Annotated in this window: 16 protein-coding genes; 11 read left to right on the forward strand and 5 right to left on the reverse strand. The window is 53.6% G+C overall.

All coding sequences use genetic code 11. The features are described 5' to 3' along the window. The 3 genes from IV433_RS24725 to garD form a co-directional block, all read right to left on the reverse strand. A partial coding sequence (locus tag IV433_RS24725) for a DUF6531 domain-containing protein (RefSeq protein ID WP_195816426.1) occupies positions 1-288 on the reverse strand: 288 nt, incomplete at its 3' end. Between the two features lie 19 nt (positions 289-307). Continuing rightward, a complete protein-coding gene (tssI, locus tag IV433_RS24730; RefSeq protein WP_195816427.1) occupies positions 308-2,473 on the reverse strand; it encodes a type VI secretion system Vgr family protein in 2,166 nt (721 codons plus the stop codon). A gap of 247 nt (positions 2,474-2,720) precedes the next feature. Further along, positions 2,721-4,292 (reverse strand): galactarate dehydratase, encoded by a 1,572-nt coding sequence (gene garD, locus IV433_RS24735; protein ID WP_195816428.1) that lies wholly within the window; start codon positions 4,290-4,292, stop codon positions 2,721-2,723. 652 nt (positions 4,293-4,944) lie between these two features. Here garD and garL point away from each other — a divergent pair. The 4 genes from garL to IV433_RS24755 all read left to right on the forward strand — a co-directional run bounded on the left by garL (position 4,945) and on the right by IV433_RS24755 (position 9,322). Then, on the forward strand, positions 4,945-5,715 hold the full coding sequence (gene garL, locus IV433_RS24740; RefSeq protein WP_195816429.1) for a 2-dehydro-3-deoxyglucarate aldolase: 771 nt from the start codon (positions 4,945-4,947) through the stop codon (positions 5,713-5,715). Further along, positions 5,699-6,637, forward strand: a complete 939-nt coding sequence (garR, locus tag IV433_RS24745; RefSeq protein WP_326838676.1) for a 2-hydroxy-3-oxopropionate reductase — start codon at positions 5,699-5,701, stop codon at positions 6,635-6,637. Before garL ends, garR begins: the two co-directional genes overlap by 17 nt. A gap of 120 nt (positions 6,638-6,757) precedes the next feature. Further along, a complete protein-coding gene (locus tag IV433_RS24750) occupies positions 6,758-7,897 on the forward strand; it encodes a glycerate kinase (RefSeq protein ID WP_195816431.1) in 1,140 nt (379 codons plus the stop codon). Positions 7,898-8,014: 117 nt separating this feature from the next. After that, positions 8,015-9,322 carry an amino acid deaminase gene (locus IV433_RS24755; RefSeq protein WP_195816432.1) on the forward strand — a complete coding sequence of 436 codons (1,308 nt, stop codon included), beginning with the start codon at positions 8,015-8,017 and terminating at the stop codon, positions 9,320-9,322. Positions 9,323-9,379: 57 nt separating this feature from the next. On the opposite strand, the gene barA is transcribed toward IV433_RS24755, so the two are convergent. Continuing rightward, complete coding sequence (gene barA / locus IV433_RS24760; RefSeq protein ID WP_195816433.1) at positions 9,380-12,130, reverse strand: two-component sensor histidine kinase BarA; 2,751 nt, start codon at positions 12,128-12,130, stop codon at positions 9,380-9,382. A gap of 63 nt (positions 12,131-12,193) precedes the next feature. On the opposite strand from barA, the gene rlmD reads away from it, so the two are divergent. From rlmD to queE, 6 genes are all read left to right on the forward strand, one after another. Beyond that, positions 12,194-13,564 (forward strand): 23S rRNA (uracil(1939)-C(5))-methyltransferase RlmD, encoded by a 1,371-nt coding sequence (gene rlmD / locus IV433_RS24765; RefSeq protein ID WP_195816434.1) that lies wholly within the window; start codon positions 12,194-12,196, stop codon positions 13,562-13,564. 9 nt (positions 13,565-13,573) lie between these two features. Continuing rightward, the gene (relA, locus tag IV433_RS24770) at positions 13,574-15,811 is read left to right on the forward strand and encodes a GTP diphosphokinase (RefSeq protein ID WP_195816435.1); all 2,238 of its coding nucleotides are present in this window, start codon (positions 13,574-13,576) and stop codon (positions 15,809-15,811) included. Positions 15,812-15,893: 82 nt separating this feature from the next. After that, positions 15,894-16,697: a nucleoside triphosphate pyrophosphohydrolase gene (mazG, locus tag IV433_RS24775; protein WP_195816436.1), complete on the forward strand. Its 804-nt coding sequence runs from the start codon at positions 15,894-15,896 to the stop codon at positions 16,695-16,697. A gap of 349 nt (positions 16,698-17,046) precedes the next feature. Continuing rightward, on the forward strand, positions 17,047-18,684 hold the full coding sequence (gene pyrG, locus IV433_RS24780; RefSeq protein WP_152324024.1) for a glutamine hydrolyzing CTP synthase: 1,638 nt from the start codon (positions 17,047-17,049) through the stop codon (positions 18,682-18,684). 75 nt (positions 18,685-18,759) lie between these two features. Next, positions 18,760-20,064 (forward strand): phosphopyruvate hydratase, encoded by a 1,305-nt coding sequence (eno, locus tag IV433_RS24785; protein ID WP_101078452.1) that lies wholly within the window; start codon positions 18,760-18,762, stop codon positions 20,062-20,064. A 165-nt stretch (positions 20,065-20,229) separates the two neighbouring features. After that, positions 20,230-20,901, forward strand: a complete 672-nt coding sequence (queE, locus tag IV433_RS24790; protein WP_195816488.1) for a 7-carboxy-7-deazaguanine synthase QueE — start codon at positions 20,230-20,232, stop codon at positions 20,899-20,901. Between the two features lie 136 nt (positions 20,902-21,037). Here queE and queD read toward each other — a convergent pair whose 3' ends face one another. Next, a complete protein-coding gene (gene queD / locus IV433_RS24795; protein WP_120134241.1) occupies positions 21,038-21,397 on the reverse strand; it encodes a 6-carboxytetrahydropterin synthase QueD in 360 nt (119 codons plus the stop codon). A 168-nt stretch (positions 21,398-21,565) separates the two neighbouring features. Between queD and IV433_RS24800 the strand changes: the two genes are divergently transcribed. Beyond that, positions 21,566-22,570, forward strand: coding sequence for a hypothetical protein (locus IV433_RS24800; protein WP_195816437.1), 1,005 nt, complete (start codon positions 21,566-21,568; stop codon positions 22,568-22,570). The last annotated feature ends 222 nt before the right edge of the window (positions 22,571-22,792 follow it).

Consider the following 22,792-nt stretch of genomic DNA (forward strand, 5'->3'; position numbering starts at 1 on the left):
CCAGCCGGGGCCGAACATGCCGACCGGCGCGGGCGTGCCGGTTTTGTAACTGCTGTAGCTGCGCGAAAGCACAAAGGGCAGCAGCGCGGGCAGTGCGATATCGGTCTCGCCGGGCAGAACTTTTGCACCGAGCGACGGGTTCACGGGGCTGCCTTCCAGCACGCCGCCGGGACAGACGGAACATGCCACGCCGGTGGGCGCGCCAATCATCACGCCCAGTGAGCCCTGCACAACCGGGCCGCCGATGGCAGTCATATCATGCTGACGTGCAGCGGGAAATCCTGTCATGAGTAAGTCCTTTTAGGTGTTAAAAATCCATAGCTAATGGAGGAATTGAGCCTTTTTGGTTAGTGTCACTGTCGGTATCTGTGTCAGCCGGGGGGGGCGGCGCAGGTGCTGATGCACCGCAGTTGAGGTTTATCAGCAGAGAATCCGCGTTGACAAACTTTGTGCCCTGAAGATTAATTTCCAGACCGGAGATAAACACTTTTCCCTCTTTGGTCAGTACGATTTTTGCCCCCCCACAGCCCAGCTCAAGATGATCACCAGCGGAATAAAGCGAGACGCTGCCCACGCTTTCGGTTTTCCTGTTGCCTACATTCACTGTCATTTTCTTTCCAGCAGTAACGCTGTAATTCGAACCTACCAGCAATGTTTTAGCGACGCCGATTTGAGAGGTTTGTGTGACCCCTACCGTGGTGTTCATGACGCCAGTCACGCTGACCTGATAGGCCATGCCAACCGTTAAGGCACTGATAAGACCTACGTTTTCTGTTTTAAAAAATTTAATGGTTTCGGACTGGTTTTTATCAATCTTCACAATCTGATTAGCTGTGATGGTTTCAATCTGGTTTGCTCCGATATTTTGGATCTGGTTTTTCGTAATAGTCACTATCTGATTGCCTCCGACGTTTTCTGTATGGTTTGCCACCACATCAGTTTTACGGTTGTTCAGCACTTTGGTTTTCATGTCCTTCTGTGCGTGCATCGACAACAATTCGTTACCTGTGGCATCCTCAAACATCAGCTCATTGTAGCCACTGCCCTTATAGGTCTGGGAGCGGATCGCCATCTGCGTTTTTGTTCCAGGTAAGCTACCCGGTGAACGGTTGCTGGCATGGTAGGTGCGGCCGGTGATGATTGGCTGATCGGGATCGCCGTTAAGGAAGTCAACGATCACCTCCTGCCCGATACGGGGGATGGCGATATTGCCAAATCCAGTACCTGCCCATGCCTGTGAAACACGTATCCAGCATGAGCTGCCATCATCAGCTTTGTTATAGCGATCCCAGGCAAATTTCACCTTAACGCGGCCATGCTCGTCACAAAAAATTTCTTCTCCTGGCGGGCCGGTGACGATGGCAATCTGAGGGCCATCGATGCTTGGTTTTGGAAGAGGGGCGGGCCGCCATGTTGTCGAGGCGGGGATCACTTCAAATGTATTACTCAGGCTGGTTCCCTGGCCTTCGCTGCCAATAAGAGCCTGCGGCTGATTGCCTCGCATTTCGGTGCTAACGACCTGCCATTTTGCATTCAGATCTTCGCGGGGATGATCGGTCAGGGAGAAGCAAACCCCGGGTTGTAATTGTGGGGTGTTGCTGCTGCCAACGACCACATCAGCATTGTTACGCCAGCCTTCAATCTGATAACGGGAAAAGTCTTCACCGTGCTGCTCATCCTTGAAACGTCCCGGGTAATCAAAAATCTCATACATACCCCGCTGATACTTAAGCGCTGAAGATTGCTCCTGATAACGGGCCGCCCAATTGGGGGCGGTAAAGGTGTAATCCTGAGTAGTGACCTGAGAAGGCCTGATCTGCGCACTGCGTCGGAAATTGTTGATGCAATAAGTTTCAACCTCGGAGGCCGCATTTGGGTTGTACGGCAGGCTTCCCTGACTACTCAGTACGCTACAGTTATCCGCAAAGGTGAGTTTCTGAGTGCCGGACTCCAGAGATTCTTCTTCGTAAAAAAATATGCCTTCTTCTGCGACCAGGCGGGAAATGAAATCGAAATCACTCTCCATAAACTGAACGCAAAATTCGCGACGACCATGTACTGATCCGAAAAGAGTGTCGTGCTTGTGGATGCCCATTTCTTCGAGCAACGGCCTGATTATGTTCGCGATATCTTCATTCTGAAAACTCCGGCAGTTACGGCGATGCGAACTGCGCCAGAACTCCGGGCGAAGAATCATTCGATAAAGTGTCTGATGTTTACCGGTATCGCCTTGCTCGCAAAACACAACGATCCCGCGTACCCGTCGTTTTATTTCTTCACCCTGCCAGATGGTGAGCGTTGCTTTCTCGTCCAGCACCTTTTCGAATCCGATAGCCGGATCGGTGCTGGCAAGTGTGAGGCGCAGGGTGAAAAGCTCTGAATAAGACTGGGAGAGTTCAAAGTTCACTACGGCGAAAGTATTCTCAGGCGTACTGCCCGCAGTGAAGGTAAAACGAGTGCCATTGACCGGCATGATGTTAGTCCTTTAACTGATGGAATCATTGATAGAATGATAGAGTTTTTAAATACTCATAATTGAAATAAATACAATTAAATCAATTGATTATTAAAATTCAGGCAAAGGTAGACTTGTCGGGCAGAAGTAACCGAGAGGAAGATCACAAAGGGATAAACAGTTAAGAGAAATTGATATTTTTAAAGGCAATAAAATTTTACCCACCAGAAAACTGATGGGCAAATTCTTCCCGAAACCCTAAAACTCAGGTCACCGGTGCCGGGTTGAATACGGCGAGGGCATTGTGGATACCCCAGGTATCTGACCAGGTTTTCTTACGGCCGCTGGCGATATCCAGAATAAAACGGAACAACTCCCAGCCGACGTCTTCGATGGTGGCATCGCCGGTGGCAATCGTGCCTGCGTTGATGTCCATCAGGTCATGCCAGCGGTTTGCCAGTGTGGTGCGCGTTGCCATCTTAATGACCGGAACCGCCAGCAGGCCGTAGGGCGTACCGCGACCGGTGGTGAACACCTGCACGGTAATACCTGACGCCAGTTGCTGCGTCCCGCAAACAAAATCGCTGGCAGGCGTGGCGGCGTAGATCAGGCCTTTTTTCGTCGGACGCTGTCCGGGTGACAGAACTTCCGAGATAGCGCTGGTGCCGGATTTGGCAATCGAGCCGAGCGCTTTTTCGACCACGTTCGCGAGACCGCCTTTTTTGTTGCCCGGTGACGGGTTGGCGCTGCGATCTGTCTGGCCCATCGACAGGTAATTATCGTACCAGGCCATTTCTTCCAGCAGGCGTTTCCCGACATCCACATCCGCCGCGCGCGGTGTCAGCAGATGGATGGCGTCGCGGACTTCGGTGACTTCGGAGAACATCACGGTTGCACCGCAGCGCACCAGCAGATCAGATGCAAAACCGACTGCCGGATTCGCCGTGACGCCTGAGAACGCGTCGCTGCCGCCACATTGTGTGCCGACGACCAGATCCGACGCCGGGCAGGTTTCGCGCTGGCGGCGGTTCAGGCGTTCGAGATGGAACTGCGCGACGGTGAGAATATCGTCCACCATCGACTGAAAGCCGACGTGCTGTTCATCCTGCAAACGCACGATGTGGGTGTCATCGAGCGAAATCGCCTGCACGTCCGGCGTACCTTCCAGCAGACGTTCCGGCTGCAATTTCTCGCAACCCAGCCCGACGACCATCACTTCGCCGCCAAAATTCGGGTTCAGCGCCAGATTGTGGATAGTGCGGATCGGCACAATGGCAGCGGGCGCGTTGATTGCCACGCCGCAGCCGTAAAGGTGATTGAGCGCGACAACGCCGTCAACATTGGGGAATTTGGGCAATAAATCACGCTCGATGATTTTCACCACGTAATCCACCACGCCCGCCACGCAGTGAACGCTGGTGGTGATCCCCAGAAGGTTTTTCGTGCCGACGCTGCCGTCGGCATTGCGATAACCTTCAAAGGTGTAACCTTCCAGCGGCGGCAACGGTTGCGGGACGCGTGTCGCCAGCGGCAGGCTGTTGAGTTCCGGCGCAACCGGCAGCTCTACCAGGGATTCATCAATCCAGCCGCCTTGCGCAATATCCCGAACGGCATATCCAATGACTTCACCATAACGAATTATATCGCCGCCCTTCGCAATAGGGGTTAAAGCCACTTTGTGGCCTTGCGGGATATGCTCAATTAATTCCAGACCGTTAGAAAATCGGGTGCCGGCCTTTAAACCATTGTCATTAACAATAATAGCAACGTTATCGCTTTCGTGAACCTTTATAAAAAGCGCTTCGGTAGCATGTTCTTTATCTTTATTACGTGACATAACTGTCTCCGCTTTATTAAATATCCCGAAAGAAGGCTTCAGGTAATTCTCTGAACGTTACGCTGACACTCTTGCTGTCCGTACGGAAGAGGGAGTTCATTATAAAGGACTGATGGCGGAAGCTCATTGTGCAACTGACTAGCTTTTTGCCCGCAGAGCGTCATTCTGTGGGGCAGGTGACAGATTAAATGTGATGAACATCACCCTTTGTTTTGCAGGGATATCAGGTTTTCACAATCTGTGATTCTCCTCCCACGCTGATGTGTGGATGCAAAAGAATAGTCACAATAACATCGTTCATTCTTGTGCGATTGCACAGTGTTATTTTGAGCCCTGTTTTTTATACTGTATTGGCTCTCCGGAAGCATTTTGGAACACCTTGGGAGCTAATTTAACGCAAGGGTAAATGCAAGAAATGCGGGTGCTATATAAGTTTTTTTCGCAGGAAATAATAGAAAGTAGAAAAATAAAACAGTATTCCAAAACTGAATTTTTTCCTGCGAAGAATTCTGCATAAATAGTGTGATGTACAACATGAGAGTTCAGCTCCGGCCCGATGCGGCTGAACCTAAACGTCTGAAACTCGAAAACAGTAAATTGCGATGGCGGGTTTTCCGGGCACTCCGGCTCCCGCTCCATAACGAGGTTAGAGATGAGTAATCAAATGATTCCAAACCGGTTCCGCCAGGACTTATTGCAAGGGAAAACCCTGATTGGCTGCTGGTCAGCGCTGTGCAACCCGATCTCCACAGAAGTGCTCGGTGTGGCGGGTTTCGACTGGCTGCTGCTTGATGGCGAACACGCGCCGAATGATGTCACGACGTTTGTTCCGCAGCTGATGGCGCTGAAAGGCAGCCGCAGTGCGCCGGTTGTGCGCCCGCAATTTAATGATCCGGTCGTCATCAAACGTCTGCTGGATATCGGTTTCTACAACTTCCTGATCCCGTTCGTTGAAACGCAGGAACAGGCTGAGCGCGCCGTGGCCTCTACCCGTTATCCGCCAGCGGGGATCCGCGGCGTTTCGGTTTCTCACCGCAGCAATATGTTCGGCACCGTGCCGGATTATTTCACCAGTATTAACGACAACATCGCGGTGATGGTGCAGATCGAAAGTCAGCAAGGCGTCGACAACCTTGATGCGATTGCGGCCGTTGACGGCATCGACGGCATCTTTGTCGGCCCGAGCGATCTGGCTGCGGCCATGGGACATCTCGGTAATGCCGGGCACCCGGAAGTTCAGGCGGCAATCCGTCACATTTTTGAACGTGCAAAAGCACACGGCAAGGCCAGCGGCATTCTGGCACCGGTTGAAGCGGATGCTCGTCGCTATCTGGACTGGGGCGCAACCTTTGTTGCCGTCGGCAGTGATCTAGGCGTTTTCCGCGCCGGTACTCAGGCGCTGTGCGATCGCTTCACCAAGTGAACCGGTCTCATCACATCAATATAAAGAGGATACCCGAATGAAAATTGGCTTTATTGGTTTAGGCATCATGGGCAAACCTATGAGCAAAAACCTGCTGAAAGCAGGTTATGAGGTTGTCGTGATGGACCGTAATCAGGACGCGGTCGGCGAAGTGGTGAAACTGGGCGCAACGTCGGCGGAAACACCGAAAGCCGTCGCGGCGCTTTCTGACGTCATCATCACCATGCTGCCGAATTCACCGCAGGTCAGAGAAGTGGCGCTGGGTGAAAATGGCCTGATTGAGGGCGCGCGTCCGGGCACGATTTTCATCGACATGAGCTCTATCGCACCGCTGGCCAGCCGTGAAATCAGCCAGGCGCTGGCCGTGAAAGAAATCGCGATGCTCGATGCGCCGGTATCAGGCGGCGAACCGAAAGCCATCGACGGCACCATGTCCGTCATGGTCGGCGGTGATAAAGCGGTCTTCGACAAATGTTATGAAATCATGAAATCCATGGCCGGTTCCGTGGTGCATACCGGTGATATCGGCGCAGGTAACGTCACCAAACTGGCGAATCAGGTCATTGTGGCGCTGAACATTGCGGCAATGTCCGAAGCGCTGGTTCTGGCGACCAAAGCGGGCGTGGATCCTGATTTAGTTTTCCAGGCGATTCGCGGCGGTCTGGCGGGAAGTACAGTTCTGGAAGCAAAAGCGCCGATGGTGATGGATCGCAACTTCAAACCGGGGTTCCGCATCGATTTGCATATCAAAGATTTAGCCAATGCACTGGACACTTCTCATGGCGTCGGCGCGCAGCTGCCTCTGACCTCGCTGGTCATGGAAATGATGCAGGCACTGAAAGCGGATGGTCACGGGCAATCTGACCATAGCGCCATTGCACGCTATTATGAAACCTTAGCGAAGGTTGAAGTTACCCGTTAGTCTGCGGTGGCAACGTGGCCGAAAATCGTCAAACAGGCCGCGTTTCCCTTCAGGCAGGATGCAAAACTGACAGGACGCTTTTCCACATCGGCGCGTGCAGTTTATGAAGGTAATGACTTTATGAAAATAGTGATCGCACCGGATTCATACAAAGAAAGTTTGACTGCTTTGGATGTGGCAAAAGCCATCGAGAGTGGTTTCCGTGAGATTTTCCCCGAGGCGGAGTACGTCAAACTGCCGGTTGCTGATGGCGGCGAAGGCACCGTTGAAGCGATGGTGGCGGCGACCGGGGGCCGCGTCGTTAAGGTGACTGTCACCGGGCCGCTGGGCACGCCGCTTGAAGCCTTCTTCGGGCTATCCGGGGATGAAAAAATCGCTTTCATTGAGATGGCGGCCGCCAGCGGGCTGGAAAGTGTGCCTGCCGCGCAGCGTAATCCCCTGAAAACCACCTCTTTCGGCACGGGCGAGCTGATCCATTCCGCCCTCGATCATGGCGTGAAGCATTGCATTATTGGCATCGGCGGCAGCGCCACCAATGATGGCGGGGCAGGCATGATGCAGGCGCTGGGCGCAAAACTGCTGACCAAAGACGGCAAGCAAATTGGTCAGGGTGGCGGCGAACTGGAAAAACTGCACCATATCGATATCAGCGAACTGGATCCCAGAATTAAAAAATGCCGCTTCGAAGTGGCCTGTGACGTCACCAATCCGCTGACCGGAAAAGACGGCGCCTCTGCGATCTTCGGGCCGCAAAAAGGTGCGACGCCGGAAATGATCGAACAGCTTGACGGCTATCTGCATCATTATGCGCTGGTGATCAAACAGGATCTGGGCATTGACGTTGAGCATGTTCCGGGTGCCGGCGCGGCAGGCGGAATGGGCGCGGCGTTGTTCGGATTCTGCCATGCTGAACTTCGTCAGGGCATTGAGATTGTCACGGACGCGCTGGGTCTTGATGCGCTGGTGAAAGACGCCACGCTGGTTATCACCGGCGAAGGGCGTATCGACAGCCAGAGCATCAACGGTAAAGTGCCGATTGGTGTCGCGCGGGTCGCCAAGCGTTATAACAAACCTGTCATTGGTATCGCAGGCAGCCTGACCAAAGATGTGGATGTTGTTTACAGCCACGGACTGGACGCCGTTTTCAGCGTGCTTTACAGCGTGTGTACGCTGGAAGAGGCCCTGAAAAATGCCGCAGACAATCTGCGCAAGTCGGCACGCAATATTGCCGCCACCATTAAGTTATCGCAAAAACTCTGAGCTGAAACAGTCAGTATAAAAAACCGGTGTTCAGGCCCAGCCTGCGCCGGTTTTTGTATTTTATTTGCGGTGATTTTACGTTAGGTTTTAGAGACATTCGCCAATGAGAAAACACGCATGTCAGAGACTGATTTTTCGAAGCAGCCGGTAGAAACTCAAACCAAAGGATTAGGAACGCTGAAAGCCGGTGCGCTGACGGGCGATATCCGTGCGCAGGGCTGGAATATTCTGCGTGAAGACGTCAGCCTGCCGGTCGCCGTTCTGCTTGAAGAAAGAATCGAACACAATCTTTCCTGGATGCGTGAATTTATCCAGCGCTACCGCCTGAAACTGGCGCCGCACGGCAAAACGACCATGAGCCCCGAGCTGTATCAGCTGCAAATGGAATACGGCGCGTGGGGCATCACGCTGGCAACCGCGCCGCAGGTCAACGCGGCATTTCAGCACGGCGTCCGAAAAGTGATTATGGCGAATCAGCTGGTCGGCAAAGGCAATATGGCGATGATCGCTGGACTGCTGCGCGAAGATCCTGATTTTGATTTCACCTGTATTGTGGATTCTGCCGAAAATGTGGACGCGCTCGGGCACTATTTTGCGGGGCAGCAACTCAGATTGCGGATCATGTTTGAATACGGGATTGCTGGTGGCCGCACCGGGATCCGCACAGATCAGCAGGAAGCCGATGTTCTCGCCGCCGTGAAGCGCTGGCCGCAATCGCTGGCGTTGGTGGGCGTCGAACTTTATGAAGGAGTCAGCAACGACGAAGCGGTGATCCGCACTTTTCTGCGTCATGTTCTGGCACGCACCGAAGTGCTGGCGCAGGCCGGGGAATTCGCTGAACCGACGGTGATTCTGACCGGTGCCGGTTCGGCCTGGTTTGACGTAGTGGCGGAAGAACTGACGCGGGAAGATCCGCATCTGGATGCGCAAAAGCGTTATACGCTGGATATCATTTTGCGTTCGGGCTGTTACGTCACGCACGACGTAGGCGCGTATCAGGCGGCGCTGGAACGTATGCAAACCAGCAATCCGGTGGCGCGTGAAATGAACAGCAGTTTACAGCCCGCGTTGCAGGTCTGGGCGGCGGTGCAGTCTTTGCCGGAACCGGGCAGGGCGATTATCGCCTTAGGTAAGCGCGATGCAGGTTATGACGCCGGTTATCCGAAAGCCGCCGGGCATTTCCGTCCGCGCAGTGCCACGCAGGCCGGTTACACCACGGTGGTGCCTGCACCTGACGACTGGAAGGTTTACGCGATGATGGATCAGCATGCGTTTATGTCGATCCCGGAAAATGCGGATCTGAAAGTCGGCGATATGCTGGTGTTCGATATCTGCCATCCGTGCCTGACGTTCGACAAATGGCGTCAGTTATTGCTGGTCAATGAACAATGGGATGTCACCGGCGCGGTGAAAACCTGGTTCTGATGCGCTGATTGCGGAAACCAAAACGCCCGGCATGACCGGGCGTTTTCTTTTGCGGATTTACCTCGGCAGATATGCCACCGCAGCCTGTTTCACATTTTCGATTTCGTCGAGCAGCTCGAACCATTCCGGCTCCAGCGCATCGACGCTCACGCCCTGACGCAGTTGTTGTTCGATGTAGAAACACAGGTGTTTCAGGCGCGGCACGCCGCTGTAGCTGCAACTGCCGTGCAGTTTATGGATAAGCGCCAGAATGTCGTTATCTGGCTCGTTACGCGTAACGGCTTCCACCCTCTCGGTCACCTGCGGCAGGAACTCCACCAGCATTTGCAGTAAATCCTGCGCCAGCGCGACTTTATTGGCGGACTGGCTCAGCGCCAGCTGCCAGTCGAGTGTGCTGATTGGCGCGAGTTTTTCTTCGGTTTGTAACGGCGAATTCAGCTGCGTCTGATGAGAATGATGACGCGACAGCACATTTTTCAGCATGCTTTCGTCGATGGGTTTCGCCAGATAATCATCCATGCCAAGTTTCAGCAACTGTTCGCGTTCGCCGCTCAGCGAGTGCGCGGTGACCGCAACGACCGGCGTATTAGCGTGGCGCGCCATCTGGTGAATGATTTCGCTGGCGCGGATACCGTCGATATCCGGCATCTGAATATCCATCAAAATAATATCCAGATCCGTATGACGCGCGACTTCAATCGCTTCCTCACCGCTGTGGCACAGCACGGTAGTTTCCACCAGTTCTTCGAGCAACGCGCCAATCAGTTTGAGGTTCGCCGGGTTATCGTCCACGGCCATCGCGGTCAGCGGCAGGCGCGAGGTCCGTCCTTCTTCGTTGTTGATCACCCTGACCGAGGTCTGTTGTTCTTTAAGCAACAAAGGCAGCAGGCGGATGCTGGACATCGGTTTGATCAGGCAAGCCTGCACGCCGCGTCGTTTGAGTTCTTCGGCATCGACCTGGAACTGGCTCGGCAACGCCAGCAGAAGGTGGCGCGTCATGCTCAGCACTTTTTTCAGTTTGCCGTCGTAATCGGAGAGCGTCTGATCCGGTTTGACCGGAATGCTGCACAGCATCATGTCGTAATACGCATCCGGCAGCGCCGCCAGCGTGGTGCGGTGGGTGATATCGAGCGGTGTGGCTTGCAGGATTTCCATCGTGGCTTTCGCCGCCGCCGGGTTGGCTTCGACGTACGCCAGACGTTTGCCTTCAAGGCCGCTCATGGAAACCGGCGTTACGTGGCGGTTTTCATTGAGTTCCAGCGTGACGTGGAACCAGAACGTCGAACCGCGGTTGATCTGGCTGTAGAAACTGATGTCGCCGCCCATTTCTTTGACCAGACGCTGGGTGATGACCAGCCCCAGACCGGTGCCGCCGTGACGGCGTGAGATGCTGGCATCTGCCTGGCGGAAGGCCTGGAAAAGCTGCGACTGCTGGCGCTCGGAAATCCCGATGCCGGTATCGTGGATCTGCACTTCCAGTTCCACCTGCAAATTATTCTGCGAGCGCAATTCCACATTGATATCAATGTTGCCGCTTTCGGTGAATTTAATCGCATTTCCCAGCAGGTTAGTGACCACTTGCTGCATGCGCATCGGGTCGCCGAGAACGTTTTCCGGCACGTTGTTGTGGACGTTCAGCGTCAGCTCCAGCCCCTTATCATGCGCGGTGTGGGCGAGCAGGATCACCACTTCGTCGAGCATTTCACGCAGGGCGAAGGGAATATGTTCGAGCACCAGCTTGCCGGCTTCCAGCTTCGAGAAGTCCAGAACGTCATTAATGATGGTCAGCAGGTGGTTCGCGGAACGCTCGATGGTTTGCAGGTAATCCGCCTGCGTTGGCGAGAGCGGCGTTTTCAGCGTCTGACGGGTGAAGCCAATCACGCCGTTCAGCGGCGTACGAAGCTCGTGGGACATATTGGCCAGGAATTCAGATTTAATACGCGCGGCTTCCTGCGCACGTTTTTTCGCAAGATCCAGCTCGACGTTCTGGATTTCCATCTGCTCAAGCGTTTCACGCAAATCTGACGTGGCCTGATCGATGTTCTGCTGCACTTCTTCGTGATACGCCGTCAGCGACATTGCCATCGAGTTGATGCCGTTTTTCAGCATGCTCAGCTCGCCCGGCATATTGCCTTCCACGCGGCTGTCGAGCTGGCCACGGCGGATACGGTCAACCGTATTGACCATATTGCGGATGGGGCCGGTGACGTCGCGCATCAGGCGGTAAGCAAACAGGGTGGCGATCCCGAGACACAGCAACAGCAGCATGGTGGAAACGAACGCTTCCTGATATTGCGCGAGGCGCACGGAACGTAAATCCAGCTCAATGGCGATATAGCCCAGCATGTGTTCCTGCGACATCCTGAACGCTTCATCATCCGTTTCCGTGTGGTTTTCGGCCTGAATCGGCGTGCGCAGGATTAACATATCGCCGGCGCGGACTTTGGTCAGACTGCGCGGAATATCGTCGACACTTTTCACCTGCAACGGGCTGCCTTCGCGCAGCGAGTTGGAGGTGGCGAACAGTTTGTTGTCGCCGTCGAAAACGCTGATACTGCGGACAATATCTGAATGATTGCGGTGCAGGCGGCTGATCAGGCGCTTCACCGGTTCGCGTTCTCGGAACGTCATGCCGTATTCACTCGCGACCGCCAGAGGTTCGATAATGCTGGCTCCGGCGTCTGTCAGCTGGTTCTGCAACTCGTTGTAGCGGTGCACCACAAAGAAGGTGCTGAGCAGCAAACCGATCATTAACGTCGGTGCCAGAATCAAGATCATCATCCGTGCGCGAAGGCTATATTTGGTCATGAGGTTCCAATGTGGGAGAATTACCTAAAGTAAGCTTAATAAACCAGCGTGCAATCGACAATAATGGCTCAATTCTACTCTCCGAACCGCCGCGTGACGACCCGGCAAACGATAACTGTGACCGCCACCGACCTTGATGCTTTCGGGCAGGGGGTTGCGCGTCACAACGGCAAAGCCGTATTTGTCAGTGGTTTACTGCCTGACGAACAGGCGGAAGTCACTTTAACAGAAGATAAAAGCAAGTACGCCAAAGGGCGTCTGAAACGTTTGCTGAATACCAGTGAAGAGCGCGTAAAACCGCAGTGCCCGCATTATTCGACGTGCGGAGGGTGTCAGCAGCAGCACGCCAGCGAGGCGCTGCAACAGCGCAGTAAAGCGGCGTCACTGTTGCGCCTGATCTCCCGCGAAACCGGCGTGCAGGCGCAGGAACAGCTGGTGATTGCCGGGCCGCAATATGGCTACCGCCGTCGTGCGCGGCTGGGATTACAAATCGCGGGCGTTAAACCTGGCCGTAAACCGGGTTCTGCAAACGGCCCGCTGGTGATGGGGTTCCGTCAGGAAGGGTCGAACGATCTGGTCGCCATTACGCGTTGCCCGGTGCTGCGCCCGGAGCTGGAAACTCTGCTGGTGCCGGTGCAGGAATGCCTGGCATCGTTGTCGGCGGTAAAACGTTTAGGGCATCTGGAACTGGTGCTGGCCGATAACGGCGCGGTGATGGTGCTGCGTCATCTGGATCCGCTCAGCGAGGCCGATCGCGCGCGCCTGATGGCTTTCGGTGCCCGACATCAGATAACCCTTTTTCTGGCGGCGGACAGCGAGTCGCTGGAACTATTGTGCGGCGAGACGCCGTATTACCACATCGATGGCCTGAATCTGAAATTCGGCCCGCGCGACTTCATTCAGGTTAATGACGCCGTAAATAAGCAAATGGTGGCGCAGGCGCTGGAATGGCTGGCGCTGACACCCGAAGATCGCGTGCTGGATTTGTTTTGCGGGATGGGAAATTTCACCCTGCCGCTGGCAAAAAGAGCGAAGCAGGTTGTCGGCGTCGAAGGTGTTGCTACACTGGTGGCGAATGGGCAAGATAATGCCCGGAATAATGGATTAGATAATGTGTCGTTCTTCCACGAAAATCTGGAAGACGATGTCAGTAAACAACCCTGGGCGGCGCAAGGCTTCACGAAAGTCCTGCTGGATCCGGCCCGGGGCGGCGCTGCTGGCGTAATGACGCATATTATTAAGCTTGCCCCGAGGCGCGTGGTGTATGTGTCCTGTAATCCCACGACTTTGGCCCGGGACAGTAAAATTTTGTTGGAGGCGGGTTATCGCTTAGCTCAGGTTCGCATGCTGGATATGTTCCCGCACACCGGGCACCTTGAATCGATGGCTCTGTTTATCAACCCGTCTGATACAGGCGTTGTATCAGAAACGTAGGGAGAGGGTATGGTTGCGGTAAGAAGTGCACATCTGAATACGGCTGGCGAGTTTGCGCTCGACGACTGGATCAACAGTTTAGGGCTGTCCAGCCAGCAATCATGTGAGCGTTTAGCCGAAACCTGGCGCTACTGCGAACAACAAACGCAGGGCCATCCTGACGCGTCGCTTCTGCTGTGGCGCGGTCTGGAAATGGTTGAAATCCTCTCGACCCTCAGCATGGATAACGACAGTATGCGCGCCGCGCTGCTGTTCCCGCTGGTCGATGACGGCATCATCGACGAAGAAACTCTCACGCAGCAATTCGGCAAAGGCATCACGGATCTGGTTCACGGTGTTCGTGATATGGACGCCATCCGCCAGCTGAAAGCCACACAAAACGATTCAATGGGTTCCGAGCAGGTGGATAACGTCCGCCGCATGCTGCTGGCGATGGTGGAAGATTTCCGCTGCGTGGTGCTCAAGCTCGCCGAACGTATCGCGCATCTGCGTGAAGTCAAAGACGCGCCGGAAGAAGAGCGCGTTCTGGCCGCAAAAGAATGTACCAATATCTATGCGCCGCTGGCGAACCGCCTGGGTATCGGCCAGCTCAAATGGGAGCTGGAAGATTTCTGCTTCCGCTATCTGCATCCCGACGAATACAAACGCATTGCCAAACTGCTGCATGAGCGCCGTATCGACCGCGAGCAGTACATCGACGATTTCGTGTCGACGGTAAAAAACGCCATGCTGGAAGAAGGCATCAAAGTTGATGTCTATGGCCGTCCGAAACATATCTACAGCATCTGGCGCAAGATGCAGAAAAAATCCCTGTCCTTTGACGAGCTTTTCGACGTGCGCGCCGTGCGTATCGTGGTGGAACGCTTGCAGGATTGTTACGCCGCATTAGGGATTGTGCACACGCATTTCCGCCATCTGCCGGACGAGTTTGACGACTACGTGGCCAACCCGAAACCAAACGGTTATCAGTCGATTCATACCGTGGTTTTGGGCCCGCGCGGTAAAACGCTGGAAGTGCAGATCCGTACCCGTCAGATGCACGAAGACGCCGAGCTGGGCGTCGCCGCGCACTGGAAATACAAAGAAGGTACCGCCGTGGTCGGTGGCCGCAGCGGGGGCTACGAAGGCCGTATTGCATGGCTGCGTAAACTGATCGCGTGGCAGGAAGAAATGGCCGATTCGGGCGAAATGCTCGACGAAGTCCGCAGCCAGGTCTTCGACGATCGCGTTTACGTGTTTACGCCAAAAGGCGACGTTATCGACCTGCCGATGGGCTCAACGCCGCTCGATTTTGCTTACCACATCCACAGCGATGTCGGTCACCGTTGTATCGGTGCCAAAATTGGCGGGCGCATCGTGCCGTTCACCTATCAGTTGCAGATGGGGGATCAGATTGAAATCATCACCCAGAAGCATGCGAACCCAAGCCGCGACTGGCTGAACCCGAGCCTCGGTTATGTCACTACCAGCCGCGGGCGTTCTAAAATCCAGAACTGGTTCCGTAAGCAGGATCGCGATAAGAACATCATTGCCGGTAAGCAGATCCTCGACGATGAGCTGGACCGGCTGGATATCAGCATTAAAGATGCCGAGAAACTGCTGCTGCCGCGCTACAACGTGAACTCGCTCGACGAGGTTCTGGCCGCGATCGGTAACGGCGATATCCGCATCAACCAGATGGTTAACTTCCTGCAATCGCAGCTGAAAAAGCCGAGCGCGGAAGAACTGGATAAAGAAGCGCTGCGCCAGCTGACGCAGAAAACCACACCGCCGCCGGCGCGCAGCAAAGACAATGGCCGCGTCGTGGTCGAAGGCGTGGGCAATCTGATGCACCACATTGCGCGTTGTTGCCAGCCAATTCCGGGCGATGAAATCGTCGGCTACATCACGCAGGGGCGCGGGATTTCCATCCACCGCGCCGATTGTGATCAGCTGGAAGATTTGCGCTCGAATGCGCCGGAACGTGTGGTGGACGCCGTGTGGGGCGAAAGCTATTCCAGCGGCTATTCGCTGGTGGTGCGTGTCGTCGCGAACGACCGCAGCGGGCTGCTGCGTGATATCACGACCATTCTGGCCAACGAAAAAGTGAACGTACTGGGCGTTGCCAGCCGCAGTGATACCAAACAGCAACTGGCCACCATCGATATGGATATCGAGATCTACAACCCTCAGGTTCTGGGGCGCGTAATAGCCAAACTGAATCAGCTTCCGGACGTTATTGAAGCGAAGCGACTGCACGGCAGTTGATTATTGTTATCTGAAGGCCCGCCAGTCGGGCCTTTTCTATTTTTATTCCGCCAGAAAAAATTTTAAAAAACGGACAGGCGCTATGACTGAAACTCCTTTGCAACGTTTGCTCACCATCATGAAAACTCTGCGCGACCCGCAAGCCGGTTGTCCCTGGGACAAAGAGCAGACTTTTGAGACCATCGCGCCGTATACGCTGGAAGAAACCTACGAAGTACTGGACGCGATTGCCCGCAAAGATTACGCCGATGTGCGTGACGAACTGGGTGACCTGCTGTTTCAGGTGGTGTTCTATGCCCAGATGGGCAGCGAGCAGGGGTTGTTTGAATTCGACGATATCTGCAATGCAATTGCCGACAAACTGGAGCGCCGCCATCCGCAAATTTTTGGTGATGAAGCGGCGTGGTCGGAAGACGCCAGCAGCAAAGACGTGCTGGTGAAGTGGGAAGCGCGCAAGGCGCTTGAGCGTGCGGATAAATCGCTGCATTCCGCGCTCGATGATATTCCTTCTGCGCTGCCCGCGCTGATGAAGGCGCATAAAATTCAGAAACGCTGTTCGAACGTCGGTTTTGACTGGACGACGCTCGGGCCGGTGCTCGACAAAGTCTATGAAGAAATTGACGAAGTCATGTTCGAAGCGCGTCAGGCGGTCATCGATGAAGAAAAACTCGGTGAGGAAATTGGCGATCTGCTGTTCGCGACCGTTAATCTTTCACGTCATCTCGGCCATAAAGCGGAAGATGCATTGCAGGCCGCTAACCGCAAGTTTGAGCGCCGCTTCCGGCAGGTTGAGGAGATTATTCGCAGCAAAGGGTTAAATATGGAAGACGCCACGCTCGAACAGATGGAAGCTGCCTGGCAGCAGGTGAAAAAGCAGGAAGGCTGAGATCGGCGAATGCGACTTTGATCGGCGACAAGATCTGAAGATGCTGAAACGGTTAAGCTCAGTGTCGTTCAGGGGCTAAAACGCTGATCTGCGAGCATTAAAGTCCAACAAATTGAAATCTAAGATGTTTTAGTGAGTTATGCGAACAGTAATGCACGTTTTATCAGCTAACTGTTTGTTTTTGAAAGATTGAGAGGGAAGGGCTGAAAGGCAAAACCCTTCTGAACTGACGGCAAGGAAACGATGATGGACAGCAAAACGATTATTTGTGGCGCACACAAGGTTCCGGTATACTGTTTTCCCGTCTTGGTTATTCCATCATCTTTAAACCTAACCTCTCAGGTTCAGCATGACAACTAATTATATTTTTGTGACCGGCGGGGTCGTATCCTCTCTGGGTAAAGGCATTGCCGCAGCCTCTCTGGCGGCTATTCTCGAAGCCCGTGGCCTCAACGTGACCATCATGAAACTGGACCCGTATATCAACGTGGATCCGGGTACGATGAGCCCAACTCAACACGGCGAAGTCTTCGTTACCGAAGATGGCGCTGAAACCGATCTCGATCTGGGTCACTATGAGCGTTTCATCCGCACCAAGATGACCCGCCGCAATAACTTCACCACTGGCCGTATCTATTCTGACGTGCTGCGCAAAGAGCGCCGCGGCGATTATCTCGGCGCGACCATTCAGGTTATCCCGCACATTACCAACAACATCAAAGAACGCATCATTGAAGGCGGCGAAGGCCACGATGTCGTGCTGGTTGAAATTGGCGGTACTGTCGGTGATATCGAATCCCTGCCATTCCTGGAAGCGATTCGTCAGATGGCGGTTGAAGTGGGCCGTGAACATACGCTGTACATGCACCTGACGCTGGTGCCGTACATGGCCGCTGCCGGTGAAGTGAAAACAAAACCGACTCAGCATTCTGTTAAAGAACTGCTGTCTATCGGTATACAGCCAGACGTGCTGATCTGCCGTTCTGACCGCGCTGTTCCTGCCAACGAACGTGCAAAAATCGCGCTGTTCTGTAATGTGCCGGAAAAAGCGGTTATCTCCCTTAAAGATGTTGATTCCATTTATAAAATCCCGGCCCTATTGAAATCTCAGGGGCTGGACGACTATATTTGTAAACGTTTCAGCATCAACGCGCCGGAAGCCAATCTGTCCGAGTGGGAACAGGTTGTTTACGAAGAAGCTAATCCGGGCGGTGAAGTCACCATCGGTATGGTCGGTAAGTACATTGAGCTGCCAGACGCTTATAAGTCTGTGATTGAAGCGCTCAAACACGGTGGCCTGAAAAATCGTCTGACCGTGAACATTAAACTTATCGATTCACAGGATGTCGAAACCCGTGGCGTCGAAGTGCTGAAAGGCCTGGACGCAATCCTAATCCCGGGTGGCTTCGGTTACCGTGGTGTGGAAGGGAAAGTCGCGACAGCCCGTTATGCGCGTGAAAACAACATTCCTTATCTGGGTATTTGTCTGGGTATGCAGGTTGCGTTGATTGAGTTTGCCCGTAACGTTGCGGGTATGGATAACGCCAACTCAACGGAATTTGTGCCAGACTGTAAGTTCCCGGTAGTCGCCCTCATCACTGAATGGCGCGATGAAGAAGGTAACGTCGAAGTACGTTCCGAAGACAGTGATTTAGGCGGAACCATGCGTGTAGGTGGTCAGCAATGTCACCTGAACGAGGGTAGCCTGGTTCGCGAGATGTACGGCGAGCCGACAATAGTTGAACGCCATCGTCACCGTTACGAAGTGAACAATATGCTGCTGAAACAAATCGAAGCCGCAGGTTTACGCGTAGCCGGTCGCTCTGGCGATAAGCAACTGGTGGAAATTATCGAGCTGCCAAACCATCCGTGGTTTGTTGCTTGCCAGTTCCATCCAGAATTTACGTCTACGCCGCGTGATGGTCATCCGTTGTTTGCAGGCTTCGTGAAGGCTGCCGGTGAGTATCAGAAGCGTCAGGTAAAATAAAATACAGGGGAAACGACGTGTCGCAGATGCGTCGTTTGTCTGAAGCTTTAGTTAACTTGTACTGAGGAAATCCTAATGTCCAAAATCGTTAAAGTCATCGGTCGCGAAATCATCGATTCACGTGGTAACCCGACTGTAGAAGCTGAAGTTCATCTGGAAGGTGGTTTTGTTGGTCTGGCTGCTGCGCCATCAGGTGCTTCTACCGGTTCCCGCGAAGCGCTGGAACTGCGTGACGGTGACAAATCCCGTTTCCTGGGCAAAGGCGTTCTGAAAGCCGTTGCTGCTGTTAACGGTCCAATTGCTCAGGCTGTATTGGGCAAAGACGCGAAAGACCAGGCTAACATCGATAAAATCATGATCGACCTGGACGGTACCGAAAACAAATCTAACTTCGGTGCTAACGCGATTCTGGCTGTTTCCCTGGCTGCTGCTAAAGCGGCTGCTGCTTCTAAAGGTCTGCCACTGTACGCTCACATCGCAGAACTGAACGGCACCCCAGGCAAATACTCTATGCCACTGCCTATGATGAACATCATCAACGGCGGCGAACACGCTGATAACAACGTTGATATTCAAGAGTTCATGATTCAGCCTGTTGGCGCGAAAACTCTGAAAGAAGCCATCCGTATGGGTTCTGAAGTTTTCCACACCCTGGCTAAAGTTCTGAAATCTAAAGGCATGGGTACTGCTGTTGGTGACGAAGGTGGCTACGCGCCAAACCTGGGTTCTAACGCAGAAGCTCTGGCTGTTATCGCAGAAGCAGTGAAAGCAGCAGGCTACGAGCTGGGTAAAGACATCACCCTGGCGATGGACTGTGCAGCATCTGAATTCTACAAAGACGGTAAATACGTTCTGGCTGGCGAAGGCAACAAAGCTTTCACTTCTGAAGAGTTCACTCACTTCCTGGAAGACCTGACCAAACAGTACCCAATCGTTTCTATCGAAGACGGTCTGGACGAATCTGACTGGGCTGGCTTCGCTTACCAGACTAAAGTTCTGGGCGACAAAATCCAGCTGGTTGGTGACGATCTGTTCGTAACCAACACCAAGATCCTGAAAGAAGGTATCGACAAAGGTATCGTTAACTCCATCCTGATCAAATTCAACCAGATCGGTTCACTGACCGAAACTCTGGCTGCGATCAAAATGGCTAAAGATGCTGGCTACACTGCCGTTATCTCTCACCGTTCAGGCGAAACTGAAGATGCAACCATCGCTGACCTGGCGGTCGGTACTGCTGCTGGCCAGATCAAAACCGGTTCTATGAGCCGTTCTGACCGTGTTGCTAAATACAACCAGCTGATCCGTATCGAAGAAGCGCTGGCGGCACAGGGTACTCCTGCTCCGTTCAACGGTCTGAAAGAAGTTAAAGGTCAGTAATTACTGCCCCGTAACGCTTTCTTAAAAACCCGCTCCGGCGGGTTTTTTTATACCTGAAAGATAGCAACGGGCAAATCTGCCATACTCATTTACAGCACAAGTTTGGCCTCACCCGTCTTATCTGTGATAATGCGCGCTGATTTTTTAGAGATGACTGAGAAAACGATGCAGTACCCGATTAATGAGATGTTCGAAACCCTGCAAGGGGAAGGTTATTTTACCGGCGTGCCGGCGATTTTTGTGCGCCTGCAAGGCTGCCCGGTGGGTTGCAGCTGGTGCGACACCAAACACACCTGGGATAAAATTGCCGATCGGGAAGTCGATATGCAGCGCATTCTGGTCAAAACCGAAGAGAGTGATGCCTGGGGTAACGCGACGTCAGAACAGTTGCTGGACGTCATCGGACAACAGGGTTACACCGCCCGTCACGTGGTGATTACCGGCGGTGAGCCGTGTATTTATGACCTGACCGAGCTGACCTCTTTGCTCGAGAAAAACGGCTTCAGTTGTCAGATTGAAACCAGCGGCACGCATGAAGTGCGTTGTTCAGTGAATACCTGGGTCACCGTTTCACCTAAAGTGAATATGCGTGGCGGGTACGACATTCTGCCGCAGGCGCTGAAACGTGCTGATGAAGTGAAACATCCGGTGGCGCGTCAGCGTGATATCGACGCACTGGAAGCGTTGCTGGAAACGCTGACCGACAGCAAATCACGCATTATCGCGTTGCAGCCTATCAGCCAAAAAGAAGAAGCCACCAAACTTTGCATTGCGACCTGCATTGCAAAGAACTGGCGGCTGTCGATGCAAACCCATAAATACTTAAATATCGCCTGATCCCCTGCATCCTTCGCGCTGCCTCTGCGTTGGCTGCTCTTATTCACCCCGGTCACTTACTGATGTAAGCTCCCGGGGATCATTCGTTTGCCGCCTTGATGCAACACGAATGATTTTGGGGATCGGATGGGATAGTTCAGCCTTTATAGACGCAACCCGCTGTGCAAGTTTCTTTCACGCGCACGGCGGAAAGCAAAGGTAGTTTCGGCTTCATCTCATTCCAGATCCATTCCGCCAGCACTTCGCTGGTTGGGTTTTCCAGGCCCGGAATATCATTCAGATTATAATGATCGAGGCGGTCCAGCGTCGGGTTGAATGCAGCTTTCAGATCGGCGAAATCCATTACCCAGCCTGTGTGCGGATCCACTTCACCGGTGATTTCTATACGAACGGTAAAAGAGTGGCCATGCAACCGGCCGCATTTATGGCCGGCAGGGACGTGCGGTAAATGGTGTGCGGCTTCGAACTGAAAATCTTTAAATAATGTGGTGGTCATGAGGCTGTCTCGTTGCTCGAAAAAACGCGGCATAGTACCGGAATACCGGCTTACGTGCCATGACTTAACTGCGCTTTTCTTCACCAAATCCTGACTTTTACTCTCTTTACTCCGCCCGCATTGCTGGCTTACAGTGAGCCGGTAGAAACTAACCTGTTGAGATAGTGAATGATTACTGTGCTTCGTTGCGCTGTTCTGGCGCTGTTGTTCTCTGCCAGCGTGCAGGCAGAAACCACGGCTCCCGCACAGGAAGCCGCGCCCGCCGCGGCTAAAACCGTTCAGCCTGCGGCAAAAGTGCCACCGGTCGCCAAAACGGCAATGCCCAAAGCTCCGCTGATATTCCCGCCGGGTGCCGGGGTCATGCATGTTCCTCTGGCTCAGAGTAAAAAGATGCTGGAAGTCTTCACCTACCAGCCAGCAGGGGCTGATGAAAATACGCCGGTAGTGATGGTCATGACCGGCGTTGACCGCAATGCTTCAACCTACCGTAATGACTGGATAACCGTCGCGGATCAGTACCATTTGCGCGTCATCGTGCCGCATTTCAGCGAACAGGAATTCCCGGGCGCGGCGGGGTATAACCTCGGAAATCTGGTGGACAGCAAAACGCACCGCCGTCTGCCAAAATCTCAGTGGGCGTTCAGCATGGTCGATAATCTGTTTACGACGTTGCAAAAGCAGGGCGTGACCGGCCAGAAGCAATACTATCTGTTCGGGAACAGCGCGGGCTGCCAGTTCGTTCACCGCATGCTGACGTTATTGCCTGAGCCGAATGTCAAAGCTGCCGTCTGCGCGGCGGCAGGCTGGTGGACATTGCCGGACACCGATCAGCGCTGGCCGTATGGTTTGCGTGAAGCGCCGGTGGCGGTAAACCAGCAACAGCTCAATGATTATTTTGCGAAACCGGTGCTGATTGCCGTGGGCGCTGAAGATGACGATCCGGAAAATCATCTGCTGCGTAAATCCAAACAGGCGATGGCGCAGGGGACTAACCGGCTGGAACGTGCAGAAAGCTATTTCACCACATCCCAGCAGCGTGCCGAACAGAACAACACGCCGTTCAACTGGCACTTTATGGACCTGTCTGACATCGGCCACAGCGGCAGTAAAATGTCGGTCTTTGCCGCTGGTCAGTTTGCGTGGTTCGAGCAGCACAACGCCTTCCATCTCTGAGACTTGAGCGTAAATGCCGTGTCCTGAAAAAATTTCATCACCCCGCTCCGGCGGGGTTTTTCTTTTACTTTCCGTCACTTTGAAAATGCCCGCGAACTGTGTGGGAAATTTTATAGCGATTTCAGTACGATAAAAAACTCCCTTTACCACTTTTTCAGATAGAACTTACCGCTAAATCCTCTTAGTCATTTTGGTTATTTATTATTTCCATCACTTCTTTAA

The sequence above is a fragment of the Rahnella laticis genome, assembly GCF_015644585.1.
GTDB lineage: Bacteria > Pseudomonadota > Gammaproteobacteria > Enterobacterales > Enterobacteriaceae > Rahnella > Rahnella laticis.

Excerpts from the sequence above, each read along its gene's own strand:
- IV433_RS24755 (WP_195816432.1), top strand. The coding sequence starts at position 8,015 with ATGTCAGAGACTGATTTTTCGAAGCAGCCGGTAGAAACTCAAACCAAA.
- IV433_RS24800 (WP_195816437.1), top strand. The coding sequence starts at position 21,566 with ATGATTACTGTGCTTCGTTGCGCTGTTCTGGCGCTGTTGTTCTCTGCC.
- tssI (WP_195816427.1), bottom strand. The coding sequence starts at position 2,473 with ATGCCGGTCAATGGCACTCGTTTTACCTTCACTGCGGGCAGTACGCCT.
- mazG (WP_195816436.1), top strand. The coding sequence starts at position 15,894 with ATGACTGAAACTCCTTTGCAACGTTTGCTCACCATCATGAAAACTCTG.
- eno (WP_101078452.1), top strand. The coding sequence starts at position 18,760 with ATGTCCAAAATCGTTAAAGTCATCGGTCGCGAAATCATCGATTCACGT.
- queD (WP_120134241.1), bottom strand. The coding sequence starts at position 21,397 with ATGACCACCACATTATTTAAAGATTTTCAGTTCGAAGCCGCACACCAT.
- garL (WP_195816429.1), top strand. The coding sequence starts at position 4,945 with ATGAGTAATCAAATGATTCCAAACCGGTTCCGCCAGGACTTATTGCAA.
- IV433_RS24750 (WP_195816431.1), top strand. The coding sequence starts at position 6,758 with ATGAAAATAGTGATCGCACCGGATTCATACAAAGAAAGTTTGACTGCT.
- barA (WP_195816433.1), bottom strand. The coding sequence starts at position 12,130 with ATGACCAAATATAGCCTTCGCGCACGGATGATGATCTTGATTCTGGCA.
- queE (WP_195816488.1), top strand. The coding sequence starts at position 20,230 with ATGCAGTACCCGATTAATGAGATGTTCGAAACCCTGCAAGGGGAAGGT.
- pyrG (WP_152324024.1), top strand. The coding sequence starts at position 17,047 with ATGACAACTAATTATATTTTTGTGACCGGCGGGGTCGTATCCTCTCTG.
- rlmD (WP_195816434.1), top strand. The coding sequence starts at position 12,194 with ATGGCTCAATTCTACTCTCCGAACCGCCGCGTGACGACCCGGCAAACG.
- relA (WP_195816435.1), top strand. The coding sequence starts at position 13,574 with ATGGTTGCGGTAAGAAGTGCACATCTGAATACGGCTGGCGAGTTTGCG.
- garD (WP_195816428.1), bottom strand. The coding sequence starts at position 4,292 with ATGTCACGTAATAAAGATAAAGAACATGCTACCGAAGCGCTTTTTATA.